The organism is Kaistella sp. PBT33-4 (assembly GCF_029194425.1).
GTDB lineage: Bacteria > Bacteroidota > Bacteroidia > Flavobacteriales > Weeksellaceae > Marnyiella.
Genome location: NZ_JARFYL010000003.1, coordinates 500543 through 521875, shown reverse-complemented (window position 1 = coordinate 521875; position 21333 = coordinate 500543). Strand labels below are relative to the sequence as shown.

Genomic DNA, 21333 nt, shown 5'->3' with positions numbered 1-21333 from the left:
AATATAAGGGGTATTTTAGGCAAGATACAAAACCGGCACCACAATTCTCATGGCATTACTTTTGAATTTAAGTCGGAAACTTAATCATGGAGGTTCTTTCTGTACAAATCCTGTGGCTTCTCATTTTAGCTGTACCCATAGCATGTATTGCCTGGACAGTAACTCATGAAGAAATTTTCCGGGAGCCCCGTGAGTACTGCGTGAAGAAGTCGCAGGAAGAAGAAAAGCTGCTGAGCCGCAAATTCTTTTATCTGTTTACCTGCGAATACTGTTTCAGTCATTACGTGACGGCATTTTTCCTTATCGTCACAGAATACAAACTGCTGTTTGAAGACTGGCGGGGATATCTGATTTCTTTTTTTGCGCTGGTATTCATGGCCAATGTGTATATGAGCCTTTTTGCCTATTTGAGGCAAAGCCTTAAAGTGGAAAAAATAGAAGCCAAGTTAAAGGATAATGAATGGCATGAGGTGAAGGAGGAAATTGACGAGAAGAAAGATGACCGATAATTTAATAAAAACATTAAAACGATAATATTATGGAAGAGCAGGACAGGTTGCAGAAGTATACCTTTGGAGGGTATACTGTAGTAACAAATTTCGAAACAGTTGAAGATGCTGAGCAGTATGCCGCCGAAAAGGGGGGTGAACTTATAGAAGTTGGTTTTACGGATGGTTCAGATAATCCAACACCTAATGAAGACGGCAAGCTTATAGAGGACAGGCGTGTTTTCCGGGTTGCGCTGGATCCGGAATATAAGGTTTACTATGGTCACGATGAAGGATTTCAGGACATGGCGCAGGATATCCTGGAAGAGATGAAGCGTAAGGAAGACGATGTACTTCCCGAGGACTGGTTGGCCGACCAAAACATTGCCACCGGAGACAGGATCATCGTGGTAAAGGATGGTGAGATCAATACAGTGACTACGCGTGAACGGATTAAGTTCCTGATGCGGGGCAATTTATATGAGCTGGCTGTGAAGGTAAATCATTAGTTTTCAGCCGCTGTGGATTAAGTCTCTCGGGGTTTGCGGCGGCGAAGCCGCCGCAAACCCCGAGAGACTGTTTAACTTATCAAATCCAGAAACTGCTGTTCATCCAGCACTTCTATGGTGCCGATTTCCTGTGCTTTCTTCAGTTTGCTGCCCGCTTTTTCACCAACTACCAGATAATTGAGGTTCTTGGAAACCGCTGATATGTTTTTACCGCCATGTTTCTCCACCATCTCTTCAGCTTCATCGCGCGTGAAAAGAGAGAGTTTTCCGGTGAAAAGGAAAGTTTTGCCCTCAAGAGTATTGCTCAAGACTTCGTTCGTGTTTTCTCCTGCTTCCAGCTGCACTCCATAGGACTTCAGACGCTCCAGCATCAGCAGGTTTTCAGGATTCTGCAGAAATGCGGTGATGCTTACAGCAATCTTACCGCCAATATCCTCCACCTGAACCAGTTCATCAGCCCTGGCATTTTTAAGTTCTTCAATGCTTGGGAAGTTTTTAGCCAGCTTTTTCGCTACTGTTTCCCCAACATGCTTGATTCCGATGCCGTAAAGGACTTTTTCAAAAGGAATTTCCTTTGATTTTTCAATGCCGTCTATAATGTTCTGTGCCGATCTTTCGGCCATCCTTTCCAACGGTAAAAGCTGCTCTTTTGTCAAAGCGTAAAAATCGGCTGGGTTTTCCACCAGTTTCGCCCGGTAAAGCTGTTCAATGGTTTCGCTCCCCAGATTATCTATGTTCAGGGCTTTGCGCGAGACATAATGAATCATCCTTCCTACCACCTGGGGCGGACAGTGCAGGTCATTCGGGCAAAAATGAATGGCCTGGTCTTCTACCTTCACCAGCTCAGTTCCACACTCGGGGCAGTTTTTGATGTACTCCACAGGTGAGCTGCCTGGCGCTCTTTTTTCCTGATTTACCCCCACAATCTTCGGAATGATTTCGCCGCCTTTCTCAACATAAACAAAGTCATGATCGTGAAGGTCTAGTTTGGCTATGATGTCCTCGTTGTGTAAACTTGCCCGTTTCACTACAGTTCCTGCAAGCAGAACAGGCTTCAGGTTGGCCACCGGTGTTATGGCGCCGGTCCGTCCCACCTGGTAGGTAACCTTCTGAAGTTCGGTCTCCACTTTCTCTGCCTTGAACTTGTGCGCTGTGGCCCACCGTGGGGATTTTGCTGTGTAACCCAACTTTTTCTGCTGAGCCAGGCTGTTCACTTTCACTACAATTCCGTCTATATCAAAGCTCAATTCATGACGGTGGCTATCCCAGTAGGTTATGAACTCCTTTACTTCGTCCAGGTTTTTACAAAGTTTCATCTGCTCCGAAATTCTGAAACCCCACGACTTCGTTTTCTGCAAAAGTTCCCAATGCGTTGCAGCGGTATTTTCTTCGGAAATAAACTGATACAGAACGGAAGACAGTCCGCGTTTCCTAACTTCTGCCGAATCCTGAATCTTCAGACTGCCGCTGGCTGTATTCCGCGGGTTCATGAACGGGTCGAAACCTTCTTCCTCCCGTCTCTTATTGATTTTTTCAAAGTTTTTTCGGGTCAGGTAAATCTCGCCTCTAACGTAGAATTTATCAGGAAAATCACCTTTTATCTGCAATGGTATGTCGGAAATAGTCTTTACGTTAGGTGTAATTTCATCGCCGCGGAAACCGTCGCCCCGTGTTACTGCCTCCTTCAGCAGGCCGTTTTCATAAAGGATTGAAATGGAGGCTCCGTCATATTTGAGTTCTGCCACATACTCAACAGGTTCGTCTAAAGTTCGCTGCAGCCGTTTTTCCCAATCTTCCAAATCGACGAAATCATAAGAATTGTCCAGGGAATACATTCTGAACTGGTGGGTAACAGTAGGGAAGTTTTTGGTAATGGCTCCTCCCACCCGCATTGTAGGTGAATTGGCGTCATAAAATTCCGGATGTTTTGCTTCCAATTCCTGAAGTTCCTTCAGCAGCGTATCAAATTCAAAATCAGAAATGGAAGGCTCATCCAGCGTGTAATAGTTATAGTTATGCTGATGAAGTTCTGTGCGCAGGTCTTCTATTTTTTTTTGAATATTGTCGGTCATCGCGAAGTCGTTTCAGCAAAAATAAGGAAAGTTGGCAAGTAGCAGCGGCAAATTTATCCTAGGTGATGCTGCTGTCTTTGCCTTTTTATAAGCGCTTGGCAGGCTGACCGATTAAACCTATTTTTGTAAAAAAATTGAGATGCAGAATTATCTGGAATTCGACTTTAAGATTAAGCCGTTACAACCCTGGAATGAGATCCTGATGGCTGAACTGATTGAAGTGGGCTTCGACAGTTTTACAGAAGAGCATGACGGTATCCTGGCCTATATTCCTAAAGATATTTTTGATGAAAAGGAGCTTTCCGGTATTGCATTGATGAATAACGAGGACATTAAAATTTCCTATACCTTCCGCGAAATGCCCAATATCAACTGGAACGAAGAGTGGGAAAAGAATTTTGAACCTATTTATGTGGCCGATAAAGTGCTTATCCGCGCTGAGTTTCATGAGCCTAACCCAAATCTTCACGAAATCGTGATCCAACCAAAGATGTCATTCGGTACCGGCCATCATCCAACTACTCATTTGATGATTGAGCAGATGCTGGAAATGGATTTCAGGGACAAAACCGTTTTGGATATGGGCTGCGGAACTTCAGTACTGGCTATTTTTGCCAAACAGAGAGGTGCCGGCAGGACAGTTGCAATTGATATTGACGAGTGGTCGGTGGAAAATTCAAAGGAAAATGCAGCGCGGAATAATGTGGAACTTGATATATCATTGGGAACTGCAGACAATCTTGGTAGCGAAAGATTCGACGTTATCCTGGCTAATATTAACCGCAATATCCTGATTTCGGATATTCCGACCTACGACGGTGTTTTGAACAGCGGCGGGCAACTTCTTCTTTCGGGACTTTGCTTTTTTGATGTAGATGATATTCTGGAAGTTTGTAGCAAATGCAATCTAGTCCTGAAAAACAAACAGCAGCGCGAGGAATGGATGTCCCTGCTCCTGGAAAAGAACTAGGTTAATTAAACGGTTCGCGGTTTTTCTCTTCAATCCATTTGCCCATATACTTAGTGCTCTGGAACTGATGATGCTGTAAGATCTGGCCCATAAAATTTTTCGCCCTTAATTCACTTAAATTTTCGGAGATATGGACTAATTTGCTTGAGAAATCAGGCAGAAACAGGTCTTTGCTGAAGCGCTCATTTATAATTCTGAAACCGTTGTTGCGCGCAGTATCCCAAGCCGCACTGTCCCTGTAGAGATGGGCGGCTTTTTCAATAAAATCTGCTTCCTCATCAGCAATATGGCCGCTCCACGGTAATAAGCCAGGTATGGCTTCAGCACCAATTGAACTCGTAACATTAGGCAATCCCAGCGACATGGCGTCCAGTAACTTGCCTTTTATGCCGGCGCCGAAAGGGATGGGCGCCAGCAAGACGCGGGCTTTATTAAAAACTTCAGCAACATCAGATGCACGGCCTTTCACGAGAAAACCTTCTTTTACATTATGTAGTTGCATGGCTTTCTGCGGGACATAGGCGCCATAAATATGAACCTCGGCATCATGGATTTGACGTCTGATTTCCTTCCAGATTTTTTTGATTCCTAAAACTGTCTGCCAGTTGGGTTCGTGCAGGAAATTTCCGATACTTATGAAGTGCCGCCGGTGTTCAAAACCCGGACTTTCGACTGAATTTTCGGCAAACAACGGCAAGTAGTGAAGCAGTTCACGCTGTATTTTAAAGGTATTGGTAAGTAAATCCATTTCAAACTCTGAAATGATCAGGCTTAGGTCACACCTCAGTATTGAAGCCATCTCCCTTTTGAAAATGTCATTGGTCAGATGCGAAAGGCTGCATTCAACTCCCTGCTTAAATGCTTCTTCTCTGCCTTTGCGCAGAAAGTGGAGGTCTTCCGTATCAAGGATCCTGACTGCCTGCGGCACTACTTCGGCAACTTTCCAGCCGAACTGCTCTTCCGTAGTGAACCTGTCAAATAATACAGTATCCGGATTCAGTTCCTGAATCACCTTTTCAAAAGAACTGTCGTTTAATTTTACGGTTTTGGTTTGAACTCCGATCGATTCCAGATTTGTGCTGTACTCAGTGGGTAAGGCGGCGCACAGAAATGTGATTTTGTAATTTTCGGAAAGGAAAAACCTGATGAGCTGCATCATCCTGCTGCCTGCTGCCGTAGAATTGGGTTCAGGAAAAACAGTGCCGATAATTACAAGATGCTTCATAGGGCAAAAATAAAAAAGAGAAACCATTTCTGATTTCTCTTTTCAGTGAGCGCGCCAGGATTCGAACCTGGGACCGTCTGCTTAGAAGGCAGATGCTCTATCCAGCTGAGCTACGCACCCTAAAGTGCCAATAAAAAAAATTCCCGAAGGAATTTTATAAAAAAAAAGTCGGGGCGGCAGGATTCGAACCTGCGACCTCCTGGTCCCAAACCAGGCGCGATGACCGGACTACGCTACGCCCCGAGTATACTTTCCAAAGGTTGCGGAGGGTGTGGGATTCGAACCCACGCGACCCTTGCAGGTCGACAGTTTAGCAAACTGCTCCGTTAACCACTCCGGCAACCCTCCTATTGCAATATTTTGATGACCTTCTGTTCTGTAATTGCGAGTGCAAATATAGAAATGATTTAGTTACGAACCAAAAAAATTTACTTATAAATTTTCGTATTTTTGATAAAATTAAACGAATAAAAAGAGAAAATATGACTAAGGCATTATATATCATGGGATTAAGCACGCTGATCGTTTCGTGCACTTCTCAGAAAAGAACTACGGTAAGGAAGACACCGGTGAAAACAACGGCGGTCCCAAAAAGTCAAACTCCAAAACCTGCACCTGCCACACCTGCAAAGTCCGGACTCACGGTGTCACACGGTGTGGAGTATTATACGCAGAACATTGGTGATATCACCAAGAATGACAATACAATAAGTCACGGCTCCATAGTGAGTGCCAGACCTGCCGGATACAATGTTGTTAAAACTTATTTTCCTGCCGTCGCCCAAAACTTCCGGCAGAAATATGTAATCCTGCATTATACGGCGCTGGATGAGGAAAAATCCAAAACCGTCCTTACACAACAGGCCGTAAGTTCGCATTATTTGGTAAATGCTACTGGGGATAATGAAATCTATCAGCTGGTTGATGAAAACAAGCGTGCGTATCATGCCGGCATCAGTGCCTGGAGAAAGGATAAGAATTTAAACGACACTTCCATTGGGATTGAAATAGTAAACACGGGCTTCACCACAGATGCATCCGGTAACCGCGTTTTTGTGCCTTACGATGAGGTTCAGCTGAAAAAAATGGCTGCGCTGGCGAAAGATATTGTTAACAGGTATCAGATTCCGCCAACCAATGTTTTGGGGCATTCAGATGTGGCGCCTACCAGAAAGCAGGATCCGGGACCTTTGTTCCCATGGAAGAGGCTCTATGACGAGTATCAGATCGGAATGTGGTATGATGATGCCACTATGATGAGTTATATGACTACAACAACACCGGAAGCCTTTATGGCAGCGCAGAACAGTTCATCTTTCATTATGCAGGTTCAGGCAATGCTGCAGCAGTTTGGCTATGATATTACTCCAACAGGAACATGGAACAGTGAGAACCGTAAGGTCGTGGAAGCTTTCCAGTATCATTTCCGCCCACAGAAAGCAGACGGCACGGTGGATATGGAAACATGGGCCATCTTACAGGCGCTGATACAGAAATATCCTCAGAAATAGGATGATGCAAATCATTTACAGAACGCATTTTCAAAGGGAAATGCGTTTTTTGCTTTATGGAAAAAGCCTTAACTTTCCCAAAATAAAAACAAATGGAAAACTATAGAAAAGAGAGTGATTTGCTGGGCGAACTCAGCGTTCCTGTAAACGCTTACTACGGCGTTCAAACCCAGCGTGCAATCGAGAACTTTAAAATTTCAGGTCAGCTTCTCTCTTCTTATCCGGAGTTTATCCGGGGTCTTGCTTTTGTAAAAAAAGCAGCGGCTAAAACCAACTATGAACTCGGCTTGCTGGACGAGCAACTGTACCATAAAATTGCCGAGGTTTGCGATGAACTGCTGGAGGGGCAGTTACATGACCAGTTTCCTATAGATATGATTCAGGGTGGCGCAGGTACTTCTGTTAATATGAATGCCAATGAAGTAATAGCTAACCGTGTTTTGGAAAAAATGGGTAAAAATCGTGGCGATTACCAGTTCTGTTCACCAAATGACCATATCAATCTTTCGCAGTCTACGAACGATGCCTATCCAACGGCCATCAAACTGGCCCTGATACAGATGAACCAGAAACTAGTTGAAAAGGTAAAAACCACAGTAAGTGCCTTTCGTGCCAAGGGTGCAGAATTTCACGATGTCCTGAAAATGGGCCGCACTCAGTTGCAGGATGCCGTGCCGATGACTCTGGGACAGGAGTTTGAGGCTTTCGCTGCAAATCTTCAGGAAGATATTGAGAAACTTAACAATAACGCCAAACTTTTTGTTGAGGTAAATATGGGTGCCACAGCCATTGGGACTGGTCTTAATGCTCCATTGGGCTATGCCCGGCTTTGCGCAGAAAACCTGGCTGAAATTACAGGCTTACCGATTGTTTCCGCTCCTAATTTGGTTGAAGCTACACCCGATACCGGCTCGTATGTGATCTATTCATCAGCCACCAAACGCCTTGCGGTAAAGCTTTCAAAGATATGTAATGATTTGAGGCTTTTGTCCTCCGGACCACGTGCAGGTCTTTTTGAAATCAACCTGCCGCCTATGCAACCGGGTTCTTCCATAATGCCGGGTAAGGTAAATCCTGTTATACCCGAAGTAGTAAATCAGGTGTGCTATAAAGTTATTGGTAATGACCTTACGGTGACATTCGCTGCCGAAGCAGGGCAGTTGCAGCTTAATGTAATGGAGCCGGTGCTTTCGCACGCCATTATGGAAAACATACAGTTCCTGTGCAACGCGCTGGATACACTCCGCGAGAAATGTATTGTAGGCATAACAGCCAATAAAGAGGTGTGCCTGAATATGGTAAAAAACAGTATCGGTATCGTAACCGCGCTGAATCCCTATATTGGATACAAAAACTCTACAGTCATTGCCAAGGAGGCGCTGGAATCGGGCAAAAGTGTGTACGATCTGGTGCTGGAACACGGTCTGCTTACCCGCGAAAAATTGGATGATATCCTGGATCCGAAAAACATGCTTCAACCGCACAAATAATCACGGGAAGTGAAATTTCTTATCATTATTCCCGCTCATAACGAGGAACAGAATATCGCTTTTTGCCTGCAATCGCTGCTGCACCAAAGCTTTACGGATTTTTCTGTCGTGGTAGTTAATGACGGATCTACCGACAATACCGAAAAAATTGTCCGTGATTTCGTGAGCAGGGATTCCAGATTCAGCCTAAAAAATCTTGATAAGTCACTGCACGAGCCCGGAGCCAAAGTGGTGCGCACGTTCAATCAGGGACTTGCCACTGCAGATCTTGATCTTTTTGATGTCATCTGTAAATTCGATGCGGATATTATATTTCCCGCAGATTACCTTCAGAAGGTTCAGCAGGTCTTCCGCGACTTCCCGAAAGCCGGTATGGTTTCGGGTTTGGTGCGGATCAAGAAATCCGTATTCGAAAAACAGCTGGCTTATGATTTTAAGGATGAAAAGCGGCAGTGGATTTTTGAGAATCTGTCGTCCAAAAACCATGTGCGCGGGCCGATAAAAGCCTACCGAAAACAGTGTTTTCTCGATATGAGCGGTCTGAGACCTGTACTTGGTTGGGACAATATAGACGTCATGCTGGCTAAAAAGAACGGCTGGGAAATTCACACTGTGAAAGCCCTCTGGGTAAAACACCTTAGACCTACGGCCTATAAATACAAAAATCAGAAAGCCAGAAAGCTGGGTGAATATTATTACAATATAGGGCTCAGTTTGCCTTTGGCGGCTATCTCATCGGCCAAATCGTCGTTGAAGAACAGATCGCTGTCGGAATTTTTCATTACAATGAATTCTTATATAAGGCAAAACAGTAATCGGGAACTGACTGAGGATGAAATAATGTATATCAGGAATTTGCGGTGGAAGGAGATGTGGCAGAAATCACGCCTGAAGTGACAGGTCGTGACCTGTCACTTTGCGCTATGGTTGACAGGTCACGACCTGTCACTAAAAAAACCACGAAAATGCAAAGCAGGAAAAGAAACAGAATGCTGAATTATGATTACAGTCAGGATGGAATCTATTTTATAACCGTTTGCACAAAAGACCGCCGCCATCACTTTGGGAAAGTACATTATGCCGAAGTTTATCTAAATGATTCCGGACTGATTGCTAAAAGGCAGATTCTTTGGCTGGCGAAGCAATATCCTTATCTGGAACTTCATAATTTTGTAGTCATGCCAAATCATGTACATCTTCTGTTTCAAATTGACAGATCAAAGGTTGAAAGCGAAGAATTAAAAATTAAGACCGTTTCGTCAATAATGGGTGCTTACAAAACCACCAGTTCTAAGGCAATTCACCTTAAAGGAAATGCTGGTTTTAGGTGGCAGCGATCTTTTCACGATCACATTGTGCGCAGCAAGGAAGCATATGAGAAAATTTTCCAATATATTTCAAACAATCCTCAGAACTGGGAAAAAGACAAATTTAGAGATGAAGAATAAAATGAATATAGTTTTCACCCATACGGACAAGTCGAGACTTGTCCCTACAGTAATCCTGCTACTGTTTTCAATTTTTCTTACCGCTCAAAAACCGGCCGATCTCATTATCCACAACGCTAAGATCTACACTGTCAATCAAAATTTTGACACAGCTGAAGCCATGGCGGTTTCAGATGGTAAAGTTGTAGCAGTGGGAAAAACCAGCGAAATTCTAAACGTTTACCGTTCAAAAAACACTCAGGACCTGCAGGGAAAACCCGTTTTCCCGGGTTTTATTGATGCGCACTGTCATTTTAGCGGCTACGCAACCGATAAATGGAAATGTGAACTATGGGGCACAAAATCCTGGGAAGAAATTATCCAGAGACTGACGGCGTATTCTAAAACGGCACCTTTGGAATGGATTTACGGCCGCAGTTGGGACCAGAATAACTGGACCGTAAAGGAATTTCCCAATAAGTCGAAACTGGATCAGTTGTTTCCCGACCGTCCGGTGTACTTAAAAAGGGTTGATGGCCACGCAGCAATTGCTAACCAGAAAGCACTGGATATCGCCGGAATCACAGCTAAGACCAAAGTAAGGGGTGGGGAAATTGAAAAGATTAACGGAAAACTCACAGGTATTCTTATTGATAACGCCATGCTGTTGGTGGAAAAACATATCCCTGAAATTTCGGATGACTTGGCGATCCGGTATTTCGGTGAACTGCAGAAAGAGTGTTTTTCCTACGGTCTGACCTCGCTGCACGATTGCGGCATGTCGGTACATACATTTGGTCTTTTGGAAAAAGCCCAGGAGCAGGAAATTCTGAAAATGAAAATCTTCGCTTTACTTGAGGATAATGCTGCCACATATGATGAATGGATTGGCAAAGGAAGATTCACCAACGGTAATATCACCTTTGGAGGATATAAGGTGTATTCAGACGGTGCTCTGGGTTCGCGAGGTGCCTGCCTGCTGCATGATTATTCAGATAAGAAGGGGTGGAGAGGATTCCTGCTTAAAGATAAAAAACACTTCCTAAATCTGGCGCAGAAACTCAGCAAAAGTAATCTTCAAATGTGTACCCACGCCATCGGTGATTCGGCCAACAGGACCATTCTCCAAATCTATAGCGATGTCCTGAACGGTAAAAACGACAGACGCTGGCGTATTGAGCACGCCCAGATTGTGGATAAAGATGATGTTGGGTTCTTCGGTAAGTATAGTGTCATTCCGTCTGTGCAACCTACCCATGCAACCTCGGATATGAACTGGGCTGAAAGCAGAATTGGAAACGAACGGTTAAAACATTCGTATGCCTATCAGGATTTGCTGCAGCAGAACGGCTGGTTGCCATTGGGAACTGATTTTCCGGTGGAGGAGATCAATCCGATCAAGACTTTTTATGCGGCTGTAGCCAGAAAAGATGCTAAGCATTTACCTGTCGGCGGTTTTCAAAAAGAAAACGCGCTTACACGGGAACAGGCGCTGCGCGGTATGAGCATTTGGGCAGCAAAGGCAGCCTTTCAGGACAATGAACTGGGCAGCCTGGAAGTGGGGAAATCTGCTGATTTTGTAGTTTTAAGTGATGATCTGATGAATATTTCTGAAGACAGAATTCTGCAGACAAAAGTATTGCAAACTTTTTCCGGCGGTCAGAAAGTACACGGCCAGTGAAAAGAATTGCCTACATAGAAATGGATACCCATGCGGAAATCGCGGGTAATTTTGTACAGCTGATGCAGGATTCTGCAGAGTTTAAAGTAGATTATTATTTATCAGAAAAAGTTTTTAAGCTTATTGAGAAGCCGGCGACGGACAGCATTATTACAATACCTCCTGATCTTTTGGGAATGCTGAAAGACGCGGATTATGATTTGGTGATTATCGGTACTGTACACCGCTATTTTAATATATTTAAAAAGATTACTGAACAGTTCAATACAGCTGTGATTGTACACAATCAGAATTTCAGCCGGGCTTCTGCCTTCAAGCTGTTTGGCGGAATTTTCCAGGGTGATTATACGTACCGTTTGAAATTGTTGCTGAAAGAAGGCTTGCTGTCCGCACCACGTGTTTACAGCAAAGTTAAACATCTTTTGTTACTCAATCCTGATGGTGTAAAAGCTCCTTATAAATCTTTGCCGGTTTTGTTTAATGAATTCTCTGATAAGGTCAACCCAGACAGATTCTGCATCGTCATTCCCGGCTCTGTATCGCAAAAGCGGCGGGATTATGCCGGCATATTTCAAAAACTCAGACATTTTAGGTCGGAGGTTGAGGTCGTTTTTCTTGGTAAGGCAGCCGGCGAGGAATTGAGATGGATTGTCGAATTCGGCAAAAGTAAACCCGGTAATGTGAGTATTCAGTACTTCACGGAAAAAGTAGATTCAAAAACGTTTGAAACTTGGATGCGAAAAGCATCGGTTCTCTGGTGTCCGTTACAGTCTGAAACCACTTTTTTCAGTCAGAAGGAATTTTATGGACTTACCAAAATGACGGGTAATCTGGGTGATGCGATCCGTTTTGGCAAATGCGCTGTTTTCCCCGAAGATTATCCTGCACAGGAATTTCCTTTTATTTTTAACGAAAGAGAAAATATTGAGGAATTGTTATTAAATGCTTCGGCATGCTCATTTAATTTTCTGCAGGCGTATTCGCAAAAAGCAGTTGCGGACGCGCTGCACGCAGCATTGCGTTCAATGATTTAAAAGTTATTTACCAAGTCTAAAAATACTGCGGATAAAATTCCTGTTCACATAGTCATGGATAGGGAAAATCTTCAGGAAATGGTTCCCTACATAGATCATTATTAAAACAATGATGGGCTTGAAAATGAGGTTGATGAAGTTATTGCTGAAATCGGGCAGAATAATGGCTACGGTGATGGCCATTGTTGTAATAATGGACACAAAAATCATTTCAATTGACAGCGGATGTACGCTGAATTTATAATAATTGAAACTTATTTTTACGACGTTGTACAGTGTGAGCGATATCGCCGTGGCCAGCGCAACACCGGCTATACCCAGACCGGTATGCTCCAGGAAATAATAGTTGAGTCCAATGGTCAGTGCCGCCAGGAAAATCATGAATACGATATTATAACGGTAGTATTTGGACATTGATATAATGTTTCCGTTGAAGCCGGTAGCCAGGTCGAACAGAATTGCCGAGCCCAGGATCCAGATTACTGGTTCGGATTCGCGCAGCATGGTGCCGTTCTTAATAAAGCTTACCAGATAGGGGAAGCCAACGAGAAGGCAGGAAAACAGTACAGCACCTAAAAAGAAGAGACTCAGTGACGTCTTTTTGTGGAAACGGTCCAGTTGTTCCATATCATTTTCAGCAATGCTTTTATTGATAATTGGGGCCGATATATTGAATAGTCCCAGTTGCGGTATCGATATCAGCGAAATCATGGCGAACAGAGTAGAGTAGATACCCAGTTCTTCCATTCCCAGCGAATTGCCGATCATGAATTTATCAATTTTTATAGCGATATAGTTACCTATATTGCCCAGGAATCCAAAAAAGCTGTAGTTCAAAATATCCTTCCATAACGCATCTTTTTTTACATATGCAGTACTGAAGTCCGGCTTTATTTTTTCCAGTGAGTTGGCATACACAAAATAACCCACCGTAGACATTACAAACATGGCGAAGAAAAAGCCGAAGGCCGAGGGCTGGCTCATTCCAAAGAATATAAACAGGCAGAACGCTCCCAGATTGGCCAGTTTCGGAAATATATTCTCGAAAATATTGGGTACTACAATCCTTTTGAAATTGGATACATACCTGTTCAGTACGTGGGAGATGGACAGTACCAATACCAGCAGAAGAATAATATATTTCAACTTCCACCACTCTTCCTGTTTGTATTCGGGGAAAACATAATGGAACAGGAGAAAAAGGCCAGTAAAAACCACAAAATTAAACAGAATTCCTAACAGTGACAGCGAAAGCACATTCTGATGCCGGCCTTCTTTTTGTGTTTGGTGAAAGAATTTAACATTAGCATAGGAAAGTCCGAATACAACTACAGGGACCATGATCTCGGCAGTGGTAAGGATATAACTCAGCTTGCCGTAAAATGCAAAATCATAGGGAAAGACAAAATAAGTTGAAAGTGCGCCCAGGATAAATCCCAGATAGCCTATAACTGTATATTTAAAACCCTGCCTTGCTACTACACTCATCTACCGGAAATATAGGATCATTGTCAGAAAGCTGCGAAGTCTTTATAGTAATGAAATATACTCATCGAGACCGTACCGCAGCACCAGAACACACAAGAGGCAAAGATAGAAAAATATGTTAATAATTGTTAATAAACGGCTGCTTTGTGCATTGCGGCGATAAAAAATTCATGGGGCTACAGTCTTTTTCCAAAGTGTTGCCAATACATCAAAAATTGTCATACCCTTTTTAAATCATTATCTTTGCGCGAAATAAAAGTAAAGATGTCCGATATTAAACTCAATACTATTCCGGAAGCCATAGAAGACCTGAAAAACGGTAAGATCATCATTGTTGTTGATGATGAAAACCGTGAGAATGAAGGTGATTTTCTGTCAGCCGCGGAACTTACAACACCCGAAATCATTAATTTTATGACCATTCACGGCCGCGGGCTGATCTGCACACCGCTGCCGGAAAAACGTTGTGATGAGTTAGGCCTGGACATTATGGTTACAAGAAGCAGCGATCCCAAGGAAACAGCCTTTACCGTATCTGTAGACCTTCTGGGTGAAGGTGTTTCAACCGGTATTTCTGCCAGCGACCGCTCCAAGACCATCCTGGCACTGATGGACGAAAATACGAAACCTGCCGACTTTATGCGTCCGGGACATATTTTCCCGCTGCGCGCTAAGAAAGGGGGTGTACTGAAACGGGCCGGACATACGGAAGCAGCCATCGACCTTACAAAACTGGCCGGCCTGAAAGAAGGTGGTGTAATTTGTGAAATCATGAATGAGGACGGTTCCATGGCCCGCTTGCCGGAACTCATGGAGCTTGCAAAGAAACTGGACCTGAAAATAGTTTCCATTGAAGATCTGATTCATTACCAGCTTAAAAAAGGTGACCTTATTGAAAGAATTGAGGAGCGTAAAGTGAAGACGATGTATGGTGAGTTTGACTTTTATGCATTTAAGGAATCAAGCACAGAACAGTTACACTTTGCATTTACAAAAGGCACCTGGACGGTAGATGAACCGGTTTTGGTACGCGTGCAGGCATCCAATTCCTATTTTGACGTCTTGAGCCGTCTGATTACTGGTGAAAAACCGCTACTGGAAAAGGTGACATCTATGATTAATGAGGAAGGTAAAGGCGCCTTCATCTTCATCAACAATGTATCCAATTCCGAAAATACAATGCGCAAACTTCAGCAGTTCCTGGATTATCAGGACGGCGCCGAAAAGCGTCCGACACTGGCTTCCAATTTCCGCGATTACGGCATCGGCACACAGATCCTGAAGAATTTGGGCATCAACAAATTCCGCGTCATCACTCAGAGCCCGGATCTTAAGCCTCTTGTGGGCGGGTACGATGTTGAGGTTTCCGAAATGGTGGAACTGAAGTAGCGAAAACTGATGAACTCTAAAGCAGAAAAGTTAGAAGCTTTCTCCCGTCTCCTGGATATTATGGACGATCTGCGGGAAAAATGTCCATGGGACAAAAAGCAAACCCTTCAGTCGCTGCGCCATCTTACGCTGGAGGAAGTTTATGAACTTTCGGATGCTTTACTGGAAGAGGATCTGCAGGAAATTAAAAAGGAACTTGGCGATGTGCTGCTGCATTTGGTATTTTATGCTAAAATCGGCTCCGAAAAAGGAAGTTTTGATATTGCAGATGTCATCAACTCACTGAATGAAAAACTTATTTTCCGCCATCCGCATATTTACGGTGAAGTTGAGGTAGCTGATGAAGAGGAAGTGAAGCAGAATTGGGAAAAACTAAAACTTAAGGAAGGTAATAAGTCCGTGCTTTCCGGTGTCTCCAAAGGCACGCCGAGCATCGTAAAAGCCTACCGCATTCAGGAAAAGGTGAAAGGTATTGGGTTTGAATTTGCCAGTGCTGAGGATGCCTGGAAAAAGGTAGATGAAGAGCTTGCCGAGTTTCATGCGGAAACCGATCCGGATAAGAAAGAAGCAGAACTCGGGGATGTCTTCTTTTCGCTTATCAATTATGCACGCCTAACCGGAATTAACCCTGATTCTGCACTGGAAAGAACCAATCACAAATTTATTTACCGCTTCCAAAAGATGGAATCCATAGCGCTGCAGAGAAATTTGGTACTGACTGACCTGTCGCTTGAGGAAATGGACTTACTTTGGGACGAGGCGAAATCCCAGGAGTAAGTTTTACCGTAAAGCATAATGTTTGGTATTTAAATAAAATCTGATAAAACGAAAAGCACCCTGATTGAGTGCTTTTCGCTTTTCCTAAAAACCTTGCTTCTTCACCTTTTCATATTCCATGTATTGGTGATAAAGCAATGTGTCTTCCAAATTATCAAGTTCCTGCTGACTGAAAAGGCGGTAATTGATCTTGAAGGTCTTTTTTTTAGCTGTTTCCAGTGAAAACCCACCTGCGCCGAAGCCTTCCACTACATCCAACTCAAAATGGCTGTATTTCCAGTATTCAAATAAATCATGATCTATCCAAAAATGAAAGCCGAGTACGGTCCCGATGCTTACATCCTTAGTTCTGGGATAAAAATGACCTTTACGGAAACACTGGGGCTGTGTCCCTTCACAACATCCACCCGCCTGGTAAAACATCAGCTCGCCAAATTCTTCGGAAAGCTGTCCTATAAGCTCCAATGCTGCTGGTGTTGCTGAAAATCTTGATATCTTATTCATTTGGAATTTATTAATGTTGATTTTTAAGCAAAGAAAGGCGGATTTTTTATGCAAATCCGCCATTTGTTAATTAGAAGAACCCTAATTTTTCTTTGCTGTATGAAATAAGCATATTCTTGGTCTGACGGTAATGATCGAGCATCATCTTATGGTTTTCCCTACCAATACCGGACTGCTTATATCCTCCAAAAGGTGCACCCGCAGGATAAGAATGATATTGGTTTACCCAGACTCTTCCCGCCTGGATCGCTCTGGGAACCTGGTACAGCTGGTGAGCATCACGCGTCCAAACGCCTGCACCCAAACCGTACATTGTATCGTTGGCTATCTTAATTGCTTCGGCTTCATCCTTGAACGTAGTTACCGCCAGAACAGGTCCGAAGATTTCTTCCTGGAAGACTCTCATCTTATTATGACCTTTAAGCAGTGTAGGCTGAACGTAATATCCATTCTCTAATTCTCCTTCCAGTTTGTTGGCATCTCCACCGGAAAGAACTTCACAACCTTCTTCCTGACCGAGTTTTATATAATTGAGGATCTTATCATACTGAATTTTTGAAGCCTGTGCTCCAATCATTGTTGAAGTGTCCAGAGGATTCCCTGCTTTAATGGCTTTCACTCTCTCTACAACCCTCTCTATAAACTTATCGTAAATGCTTTCCTGAATTAGTAACCTGGACGGACATGTACAGATTTCCCCCTGGTTTAAAGCAAAGAGGGCCGCACCTTCCAGGGCTTTGTCGAAAAAGGCATCATCTTCATCCATTACAGACTCGAAAAATACGTTCGGTGATTTGCCTCCAAGTTCCAAAGTGACGGGAATGATGTTTTCGGTCGCATACTGCATCACCATTCTCCCTGTAGCTGTAGAACCTGTGAAGGCTGCTTTAGCCACTTTTTTGTTGGTTACCAATGCGTGTCCCAGTTCGCCGCCAAAACCGTTCACCACGTTCAGAACGCCAGGTGGCAGCAGGTCTCCTATAAGCTCCATCAGTACGAGAATAGAAATAGGAGTGTTTTCGGCTGGTTTTAAGACCACACAGTTGCCCGCAGCCAGTGCCGGGGCTATCTTCCATACTGCCATAAGAATTGGGAAATTCCAGGGGATGATCTGAGCAACTACACCCAGGGGCTCATTCACGATCAGGGAGACAGTATTACTGTCCAGTTCCATAAGTGACCCTTCCTCGGCGCGGATTACACCCGCAAAATATCTGAAATGATCAATTGCCAGAGGTATATCGGCATTAAGTGTTTCCCGTATCGGTTTTCCATTGTCCATGGTTTCCACCACCGCGATCTTTTCCAGATTTTCTTCCATCCGGTCCGCTATCTTATTCAGAATAATACTTCTTTCGGTAACGGACGTTTTACCCCAATCCGCAAATGCAGCTTCGGCCGCGTTAACGGCCATTTCCAGATCCTGCTCATTGGAATGGGCGGCCTGGCTCATCACGGTCCCGTCCAAAGGTGTTATTACGTCAAAATATTTTCCGCTTGCCGGTGGCGTCCAGGTGCCGTTAATGTAGTTTTCATACCTTTCTTTCAGTTCAACTCTGTCATAAATTTTTGTACTCATATTAAAATTGTTTAAAAGATTGTTTTTAAAATTACCACTTTATTTGATGATTTAAAAACAATTAGCGGCATAATACCGTTCGCACTTCAATTCGTGTTGATTGAAAATTTCAATTGAAATTGTTTGGACCGAAAAAGGCCTTCAGGAATTCCGAAGGGTTTACATTTTTAATTTGAATGCTAATCTAAATTTAGGCGTTACTGTAAGTGCGCTAATAAAGGTTAAATAATATAAATTGTTCAAAAACAAAGAGCGCAGCTCCTCTGAGCTGCGCTTTATACTATTGTTGTTTACTGTAGTCTAAAGACCAAACTGCATGGCAAAAAGATCAGGATAAACACCCAGGGCTACAATGGCAACGATTACGAAGACAGCCAGGATATTATAGGTTAAAGTAACTTTTTCAGTGGTCTTGAAGCTGCTTTCGGTGAAGAAGAACATAGCGATGATCAAACGCAGGTAGTAAGCAATCGATATTGCTGAACCCAGCACCGCCACCAGCACAAGAAACGCTGCACCGTTCATAGCCTGTGCAAACAGAGAAAACTTACCCATAAATCCGGCAGTAAGGGGGATACCTGCCATAGACAGCATTGAAACCGCAGCCACTGTAGCCAGCAATGGTTCAGATTTAGCCAGACCTTTAAAGGCTACATAGGAAGTTTCACGTTTCAATTTCTCTACCCAAATCAGACTCATCATCACTCCTACGGAAGCCAGGGCATAGGCAAACAGGTAGAAGGCGAGATTGTAGGTAGACATATTATTCATGCCGAAGAAGATCAGGGCTATATAACCCGCATGAGAAACGGAAGAATAGGCCAGCATACGCTTGGCATTGCTCTGGGCCAGAGCCATTACATTGGCGAGGAACAGAGTGATGATAAGGAAAACACCTAATATATTCACCCACTCGTCATAAACACCTGCAAATGCGATTGTCATTAGTCTGAAAAGCGCATAGAACCCGGCAATCTTAACAACACTCATCATAAAGGTAGTAATCAGCGAAGGAGATCCCTGGTACACGTCAGGACTCCACATATGGAAAGGTGCCAGAGCAACTTTAAAGGCCATTGCACAAAGCATCAGAATCATACCCATGATCAGCATTGCATCTTTTGGGAATTGCAGTGCATAAGCATGGATTGTATAAAGGTCGAAACTACCTGCGGTTCCGTAAACCAGAGTGATACCGAAAAGCAGGAATCCTGTAGCGAAACAGCCCATCAGGAAATACTTCAGAGAGGCTTCGTTGGAACGAAGATTGGTCTTGCTGGCCCCGGCCATTACATAAAGGGGAATGGACAGGATTTCAATACCCAGGAAGAGAGTTACCAGATTCTGATACCCGAAAAGAACAACCGCACCGGAAAGAGCAAAGAGCATCAGTGCGTACAGCTCCGACTGGTGGCTGCGGTGATTGCTGAATGAGAATCCACCCAGAAAAAACAGCAGAAGCGTGATGACAATTGAAATTTTGCTGAACAGCGCACTGTTGGGTCCAAACTCGTACATTGCCCGGTACTGGCTGAAGAACTGAGCTTCCGGCAGATAAGATACATACAGGGCCGCCAGCAATCCGGCAATCCCAATATACCTGGCCAGTTTACCCTGGTTAAAGACTCCCGAAAACAGGGCTACAACCGCTGTGAGAAATATAATTACTAATACACTCATTTCTTTATTATCAAATTAATTTACCATGGACTGGTAGATGAACTTCAATGAACTACTCACCATTTCAATTACCGGTTGGGGATACACACCGAAAAGGATAACCATACCGGCTAAACTGGCCAGAACTGCAAATTCCACATCGGAAAGGTCTTTTGCAGTCGCCAGAACCTCATCATCTCCGTTGGTGAACATCGCTCTGCCATAAAATCTGAAAAGATAAGCAGCAGCCAGTATGATGGTAATACCTGCAACGATAGCGGCCATCACACTGAAATCGAATATGGATTTCAGCAGGATAAATTCACCAATGAAACCGTTTGTAAGCGGTAACCCTACAGAACCTAAGACAACGATGAGGAATAGTACGGCAAACCGGGGTGCAACACGTGCAAGACCACCCATCTGGCGGATATCACGTGTCTTGAATCTTTTATAAAGGATGTCCGCACAATAGAAGAGTGCCACCACATTGATACCGTGTGCGAAGGCCTGAACCAAAGCACCGGTACCACCTTCAGTAGTAAAGGTACCCTTCATTACCAGCATTGCTGATGCAAATATCCCCGCCAGCATGAGGCCTACATGTGAAAATGAGGAATATGCGAGGATTCTTTTGGAATCATTTTGAATGAGTGCGATAAGTGCTCCGTGAAGTACGCCTATTATGGCCAGCATAATGACAATGGCACCGGAGATGCCTGCCACAGCCTCGGGTGTAACCGGCAGCAGATATCTGAGTACTCCGTACACAGCCATTTTCAGCATAATACCTGCAAGCAGCATGGTTCCCTGCGTGGGCGAAAATGTATAGGTGTCAGGCTGCCAGGTATGGAATGGGAAAACTGGCAGTTTTACCGCAAATGCGAAGAAGATAAACCAGAAGACTACCGTTTGCTGAGTAAGGTTCAGGTCGGCATTATACATATCCGTCAGTGCAAATGATGCCGAGTAATTGTAAACGTAGATGAATCCGGCCAGCATAAACAGCGATCCAACAAAGGTGTATACGAAGAACTTTGTTGTAAATTCAAACCTTTTGTTTTCCTGACCCCAAAGCCCTGCGATGAGCCAGATTGGAATAAGCGTTACTTCCCAGAAGATATAGAATAGAAGTCCGTCCAAAGCGGTGAAAACCCCTACAAGACCAAACTGCATAAGCAGGATCAGCGCATAGAAAGAATTTCTGTAGGAAGTTTTCTCATTAAATGAGGACATGATGATTAGTGGTGAAAGGATGTTGGTAAGCATCAGCATCAGCATACTCATCCCGTCTATACCGAAATGGAGTTTGCTTTTTATGGAGACAAACCAGGCCTCGTTGATTTCGTGCTGCAGTACGCTGTCTACCGTAGGTTTAGTGTCAAAGGAGTAAAGTATGGCAAACGTAACCAACATCTGAACAATTGCAGTCCCGAAGGCGAGATATTTACCGGCCTTACCTTTGAAGGCAAACAGCAATGCTGAACCGATTAGGGGTATAAGTAATAATGCTAATAGATGGTACGACAT

18 protein-coding genes and 3 tRNA genes are annotated in these 21333 nt (G+C 43.8%); 11 read left to right on the top strand and 10 right to left on the bottom strand.

Translation table 11 applies throughout. From position 1 onward, the window contains the following. The first annotated feature begins 86 nt into the window (after positions 1-86). Together P0M11_RS08515 and P0M11_RS08510 are read left to right on the top strand one after the other, a co-directional pair. Positions 87-509 carry a hypothetical protein gene (locus P0M11_RS08515; protein ID WP_275625276.1) on the top strand — a complete coding sequence of 141 codons (423 nt, stop codon included), beginning with the start codon at positions 87-89 and terminating at the stop codon, positions 507-509. A gap of 29 nt (positions 510-538) precedes the next feature. Beyond that, entirely contained in the window at positions 539-997 is a 459-nt protein-coding gene (locus tag P0M11_RS08510; RefSeq protein WP_275625275.1) for a hypothetical protein, read from the top strand. A gap of 71 nt (positions 998-1068) precedes the next feature. Here the strand turns inward: P0M11_RS08510 and ligA are convergent, their stop codons facing one another. After that, positions 1069-3069 (bottom strand): NAD-dependent DNA ligase LigA, encoded by a 2001-nt coding sequence (gene ligA, locus P0M11_RS08505; RefSeq protein ID WP_275625274.1) that lies wholly within the window; start codon positions 3067-3069, stop codon positions 1069-1071. Between the two features lie 139 nt (positions 3070-3208). On the opposite strand from ligA, the gene prmA reads away from it, so the two are divergent. Beyond that, positions 3209-4039 carry a 50S ribosomal protein L11 methyltransferase gene (prmA, locus tag P0M11_RS08500; protein ID WP_275625273.1) on the top strand — a complete coding sequence of 277 codons (831 nt, stop codon included), beginning with the start codon at positions 3209-3211 and terminating at the stop codon, positions 4037-4039. Between the two features lies 1 nt (position 4040). On the opposite strand, the gene P0M11_RS08495 is transcribed toward prmA, so the two are convergent. The 4 genes from P0M11_RS08495 to P0M11_RS08480 all read right to left on the bottom strand — a co-directional run bounded on the left by P0M11_RS08495 (position 4041) and on the right by P0M11_RS08480 (position 5612). Beyond that, positions 4041-5264, bottom strand: a complete 1224-nt coding sequence (locus tag P0M11_RS08495) for a glycosyltransferase family 4 protein (RefSeq protein WP_275625272.1) — start codon at positions 5262-5264, stop codon at positions 4041-4043. 46 nt (positions 5265-5310) lie between these two features. Continuing rightward, a tRNA-Arg gene (locus P0M11_RS08490) sits at positions 5311-5384 on the bottom strand. Positions 5385-5432: 48 nt separating this feature from the next. Continuing rightward, positions 5433-5507, bottom strand: a tRNA-Pro gene (locus P0M11_RS08485). A gap of 20 nt (positions 5508-5527) precedes the next feature. After that, positions 5528-5612 (bottom strand) — tRNA-Ser (locus P0M11_RS08480). A gap of 134 nt (positions 5613-5746) precedes the next feature. Here P0M11_RS08480 and P0M11_RS08475 point away from each other — a divergent pair. The 6 genes from P0M11_RS08475 (at position 5747) to P0M11_RS08450 (ending at position 12407) form a co-directional block, all read left to right on the top strand. Then, entirely contained in the window at positions 5747-6775 is a 1029-nt protein-coding gene (locus P0M11_RS08475) for an N-acetylmuramoyl-L-alanine amidase (protein WP_275625271.1), read from the top strand. A gap of 92 nt (positions 6776-6867) precedes the next feature. Next, complete coding sequence (gene aspA / locus P0M11_RS08470; RefSeq protein ID WP_275625270.1) at positions 6868-8265, top strand: aspartate ammonia-lyase; 1398 nt, start codon at positions 6868-6870, stop codon at positions 8263-8265. Between the two features lie 9 nt (positions 8266-8274). Further along, positions 8275-9162, top strand: coding sequence for a glycosyltransferase family 2 protein (locus P0M11_RS08465; RefSeq protein ID WP_275625269.1), 888 nt, complete (start codon positions 8275-8277; stop codon positions 9160-9162). Between the two features lie 68 nt (positions 9163-9230). Further along, positions 9231-9713, top strand: coding sequence for a transposase (locus P0M11_RS08460; RefSeq protein ID WP_275625268.1), 483 nt, complete (start codon positions 9231-9233; stop codon positions 9711-9713). A gap of 1 nt (position 9714) precedes the next feature. After that, positions 9715-11373 (top strand): amidohydrolase family protein, encoded by a 1659-nt coding sequence (locus P0M11_RS08455; protein ID WP_275625267.1) that lies wholly within the window; start codon positions 9715-9717, stop codon positions 11371-11373. After that, on the top strand, positions 11370-12407 hold the full coding sequence (locus P0M11_RS08450; RefSeq protein ID WP_275625266.1) for a hypothetical protein: 1038 nt from the start codon (positions 11370-11372) through the stop codon (positions 12405-12407). The genes P0M11_RS08455 and P0M11_RS08450 overlap by 4 nt, the downstream gene beginning before the upstream one ends. A gap of 3 nt (positions 12408-12410) precedes the next feature. Here P0M11_RS08450 and P0M11_RS08445 read toward each other — a convergent pair whose 3' ends face one another. Continuing rightward, positions 12411-13895: a lipopolysaccharide biosynthesis protein gene (locus P0M11_RS08445; protein WP_158063447.1), complete on the bottom strand. Its 1485-nt coding sequence runs from the start codon at positions 13893-13895 to the stop codon at positions 12411-12413. 264 nt (positions 13896-14159) lie between these two features. Here P0M11_RS08445 and ribB point away from each other — a divergent pair, with 264 nt between their 5' ends. Both ribB and mazG read left to right on the top strand, forming a co-directional pair. Then, positions 14160-15284, top strand: coding sequence for a 3,4-dihydroxy-2-butanone-4-phosphate synthase (gene ribB, locus P0M11_RS08440; RefSeq protein ID WP_275625265.1), 1125 nt, complete (start codon positions 14160-14162; stop codon positions 15282-15284). A 9-nt stretch (positions 15285-15293) separates the two neighbouring features. Further along, positions 15294-16061, top strand: a complete 768-nt coding sequence (gene mazG / locus P0M11_RS08435) for a nucleoside triphosphate pyrophosphohydrolase (RefSeq protein ID WP_275625264.1) — start codon at positions 15294-15296, stop codon at positions 16059-16061. 84 nt (positions 16062-16145) lie between these two features. Here mazG and P0M11_RS08430 read toward each other — a convergent pair whose 3' ends face one another. The 4 genes from P0M11_RS08430 to P0M11_RS08415 all read right to left on the bottom strand — a co-directional run bounded on the left by P0M11_RS08430 (position 16146) and on the right by P0M11_RS08415 (position 21333). After that, on the bottom strand, positions 16146-16565 hold the full coding sequence (locus tag P0M11_RS08430) for a DUF779 domain-containing protein (protein WP_158063451.1): 420 nt from the start codon (positions 16563-16565) through the stop codon (positions 16146-16148). 70 nt (positions 16566-16635) lie between these two features. Beyond that, entirely contained in the window at positions 16636-18144 is a 1509-nt protein-coding gene (locus P0M11_RS08425) for an aldehyde dehydrogenase family protein (RefSeq protein ID WP_275625263.1), read from the bottom strand. A 300-nt stretch (positions 18145-18444) separates the two neighbouring features. Then, a complete protein-coding gene (locus tag P0M11_RS08420) occupies positions 18445-19824 on the bottom strand; it encodes an NADH-quinone oxidoreductase subunit N (RefSeq protein WP_275625262.1) in 1380 nt (459 codons plus the stop codon). Positions 19825-19839: 15 nt separating this feature from the next. Then, positions 19840-21333, bottom strand: coding sequence for an NADH-quinone oxidoreductase subunit M (locus P0M11_RS08415; RefSeq protein WP_275625261.1), 1494 nt, complete (start codon positions 21331-21333; stop codon positions 19840-19842).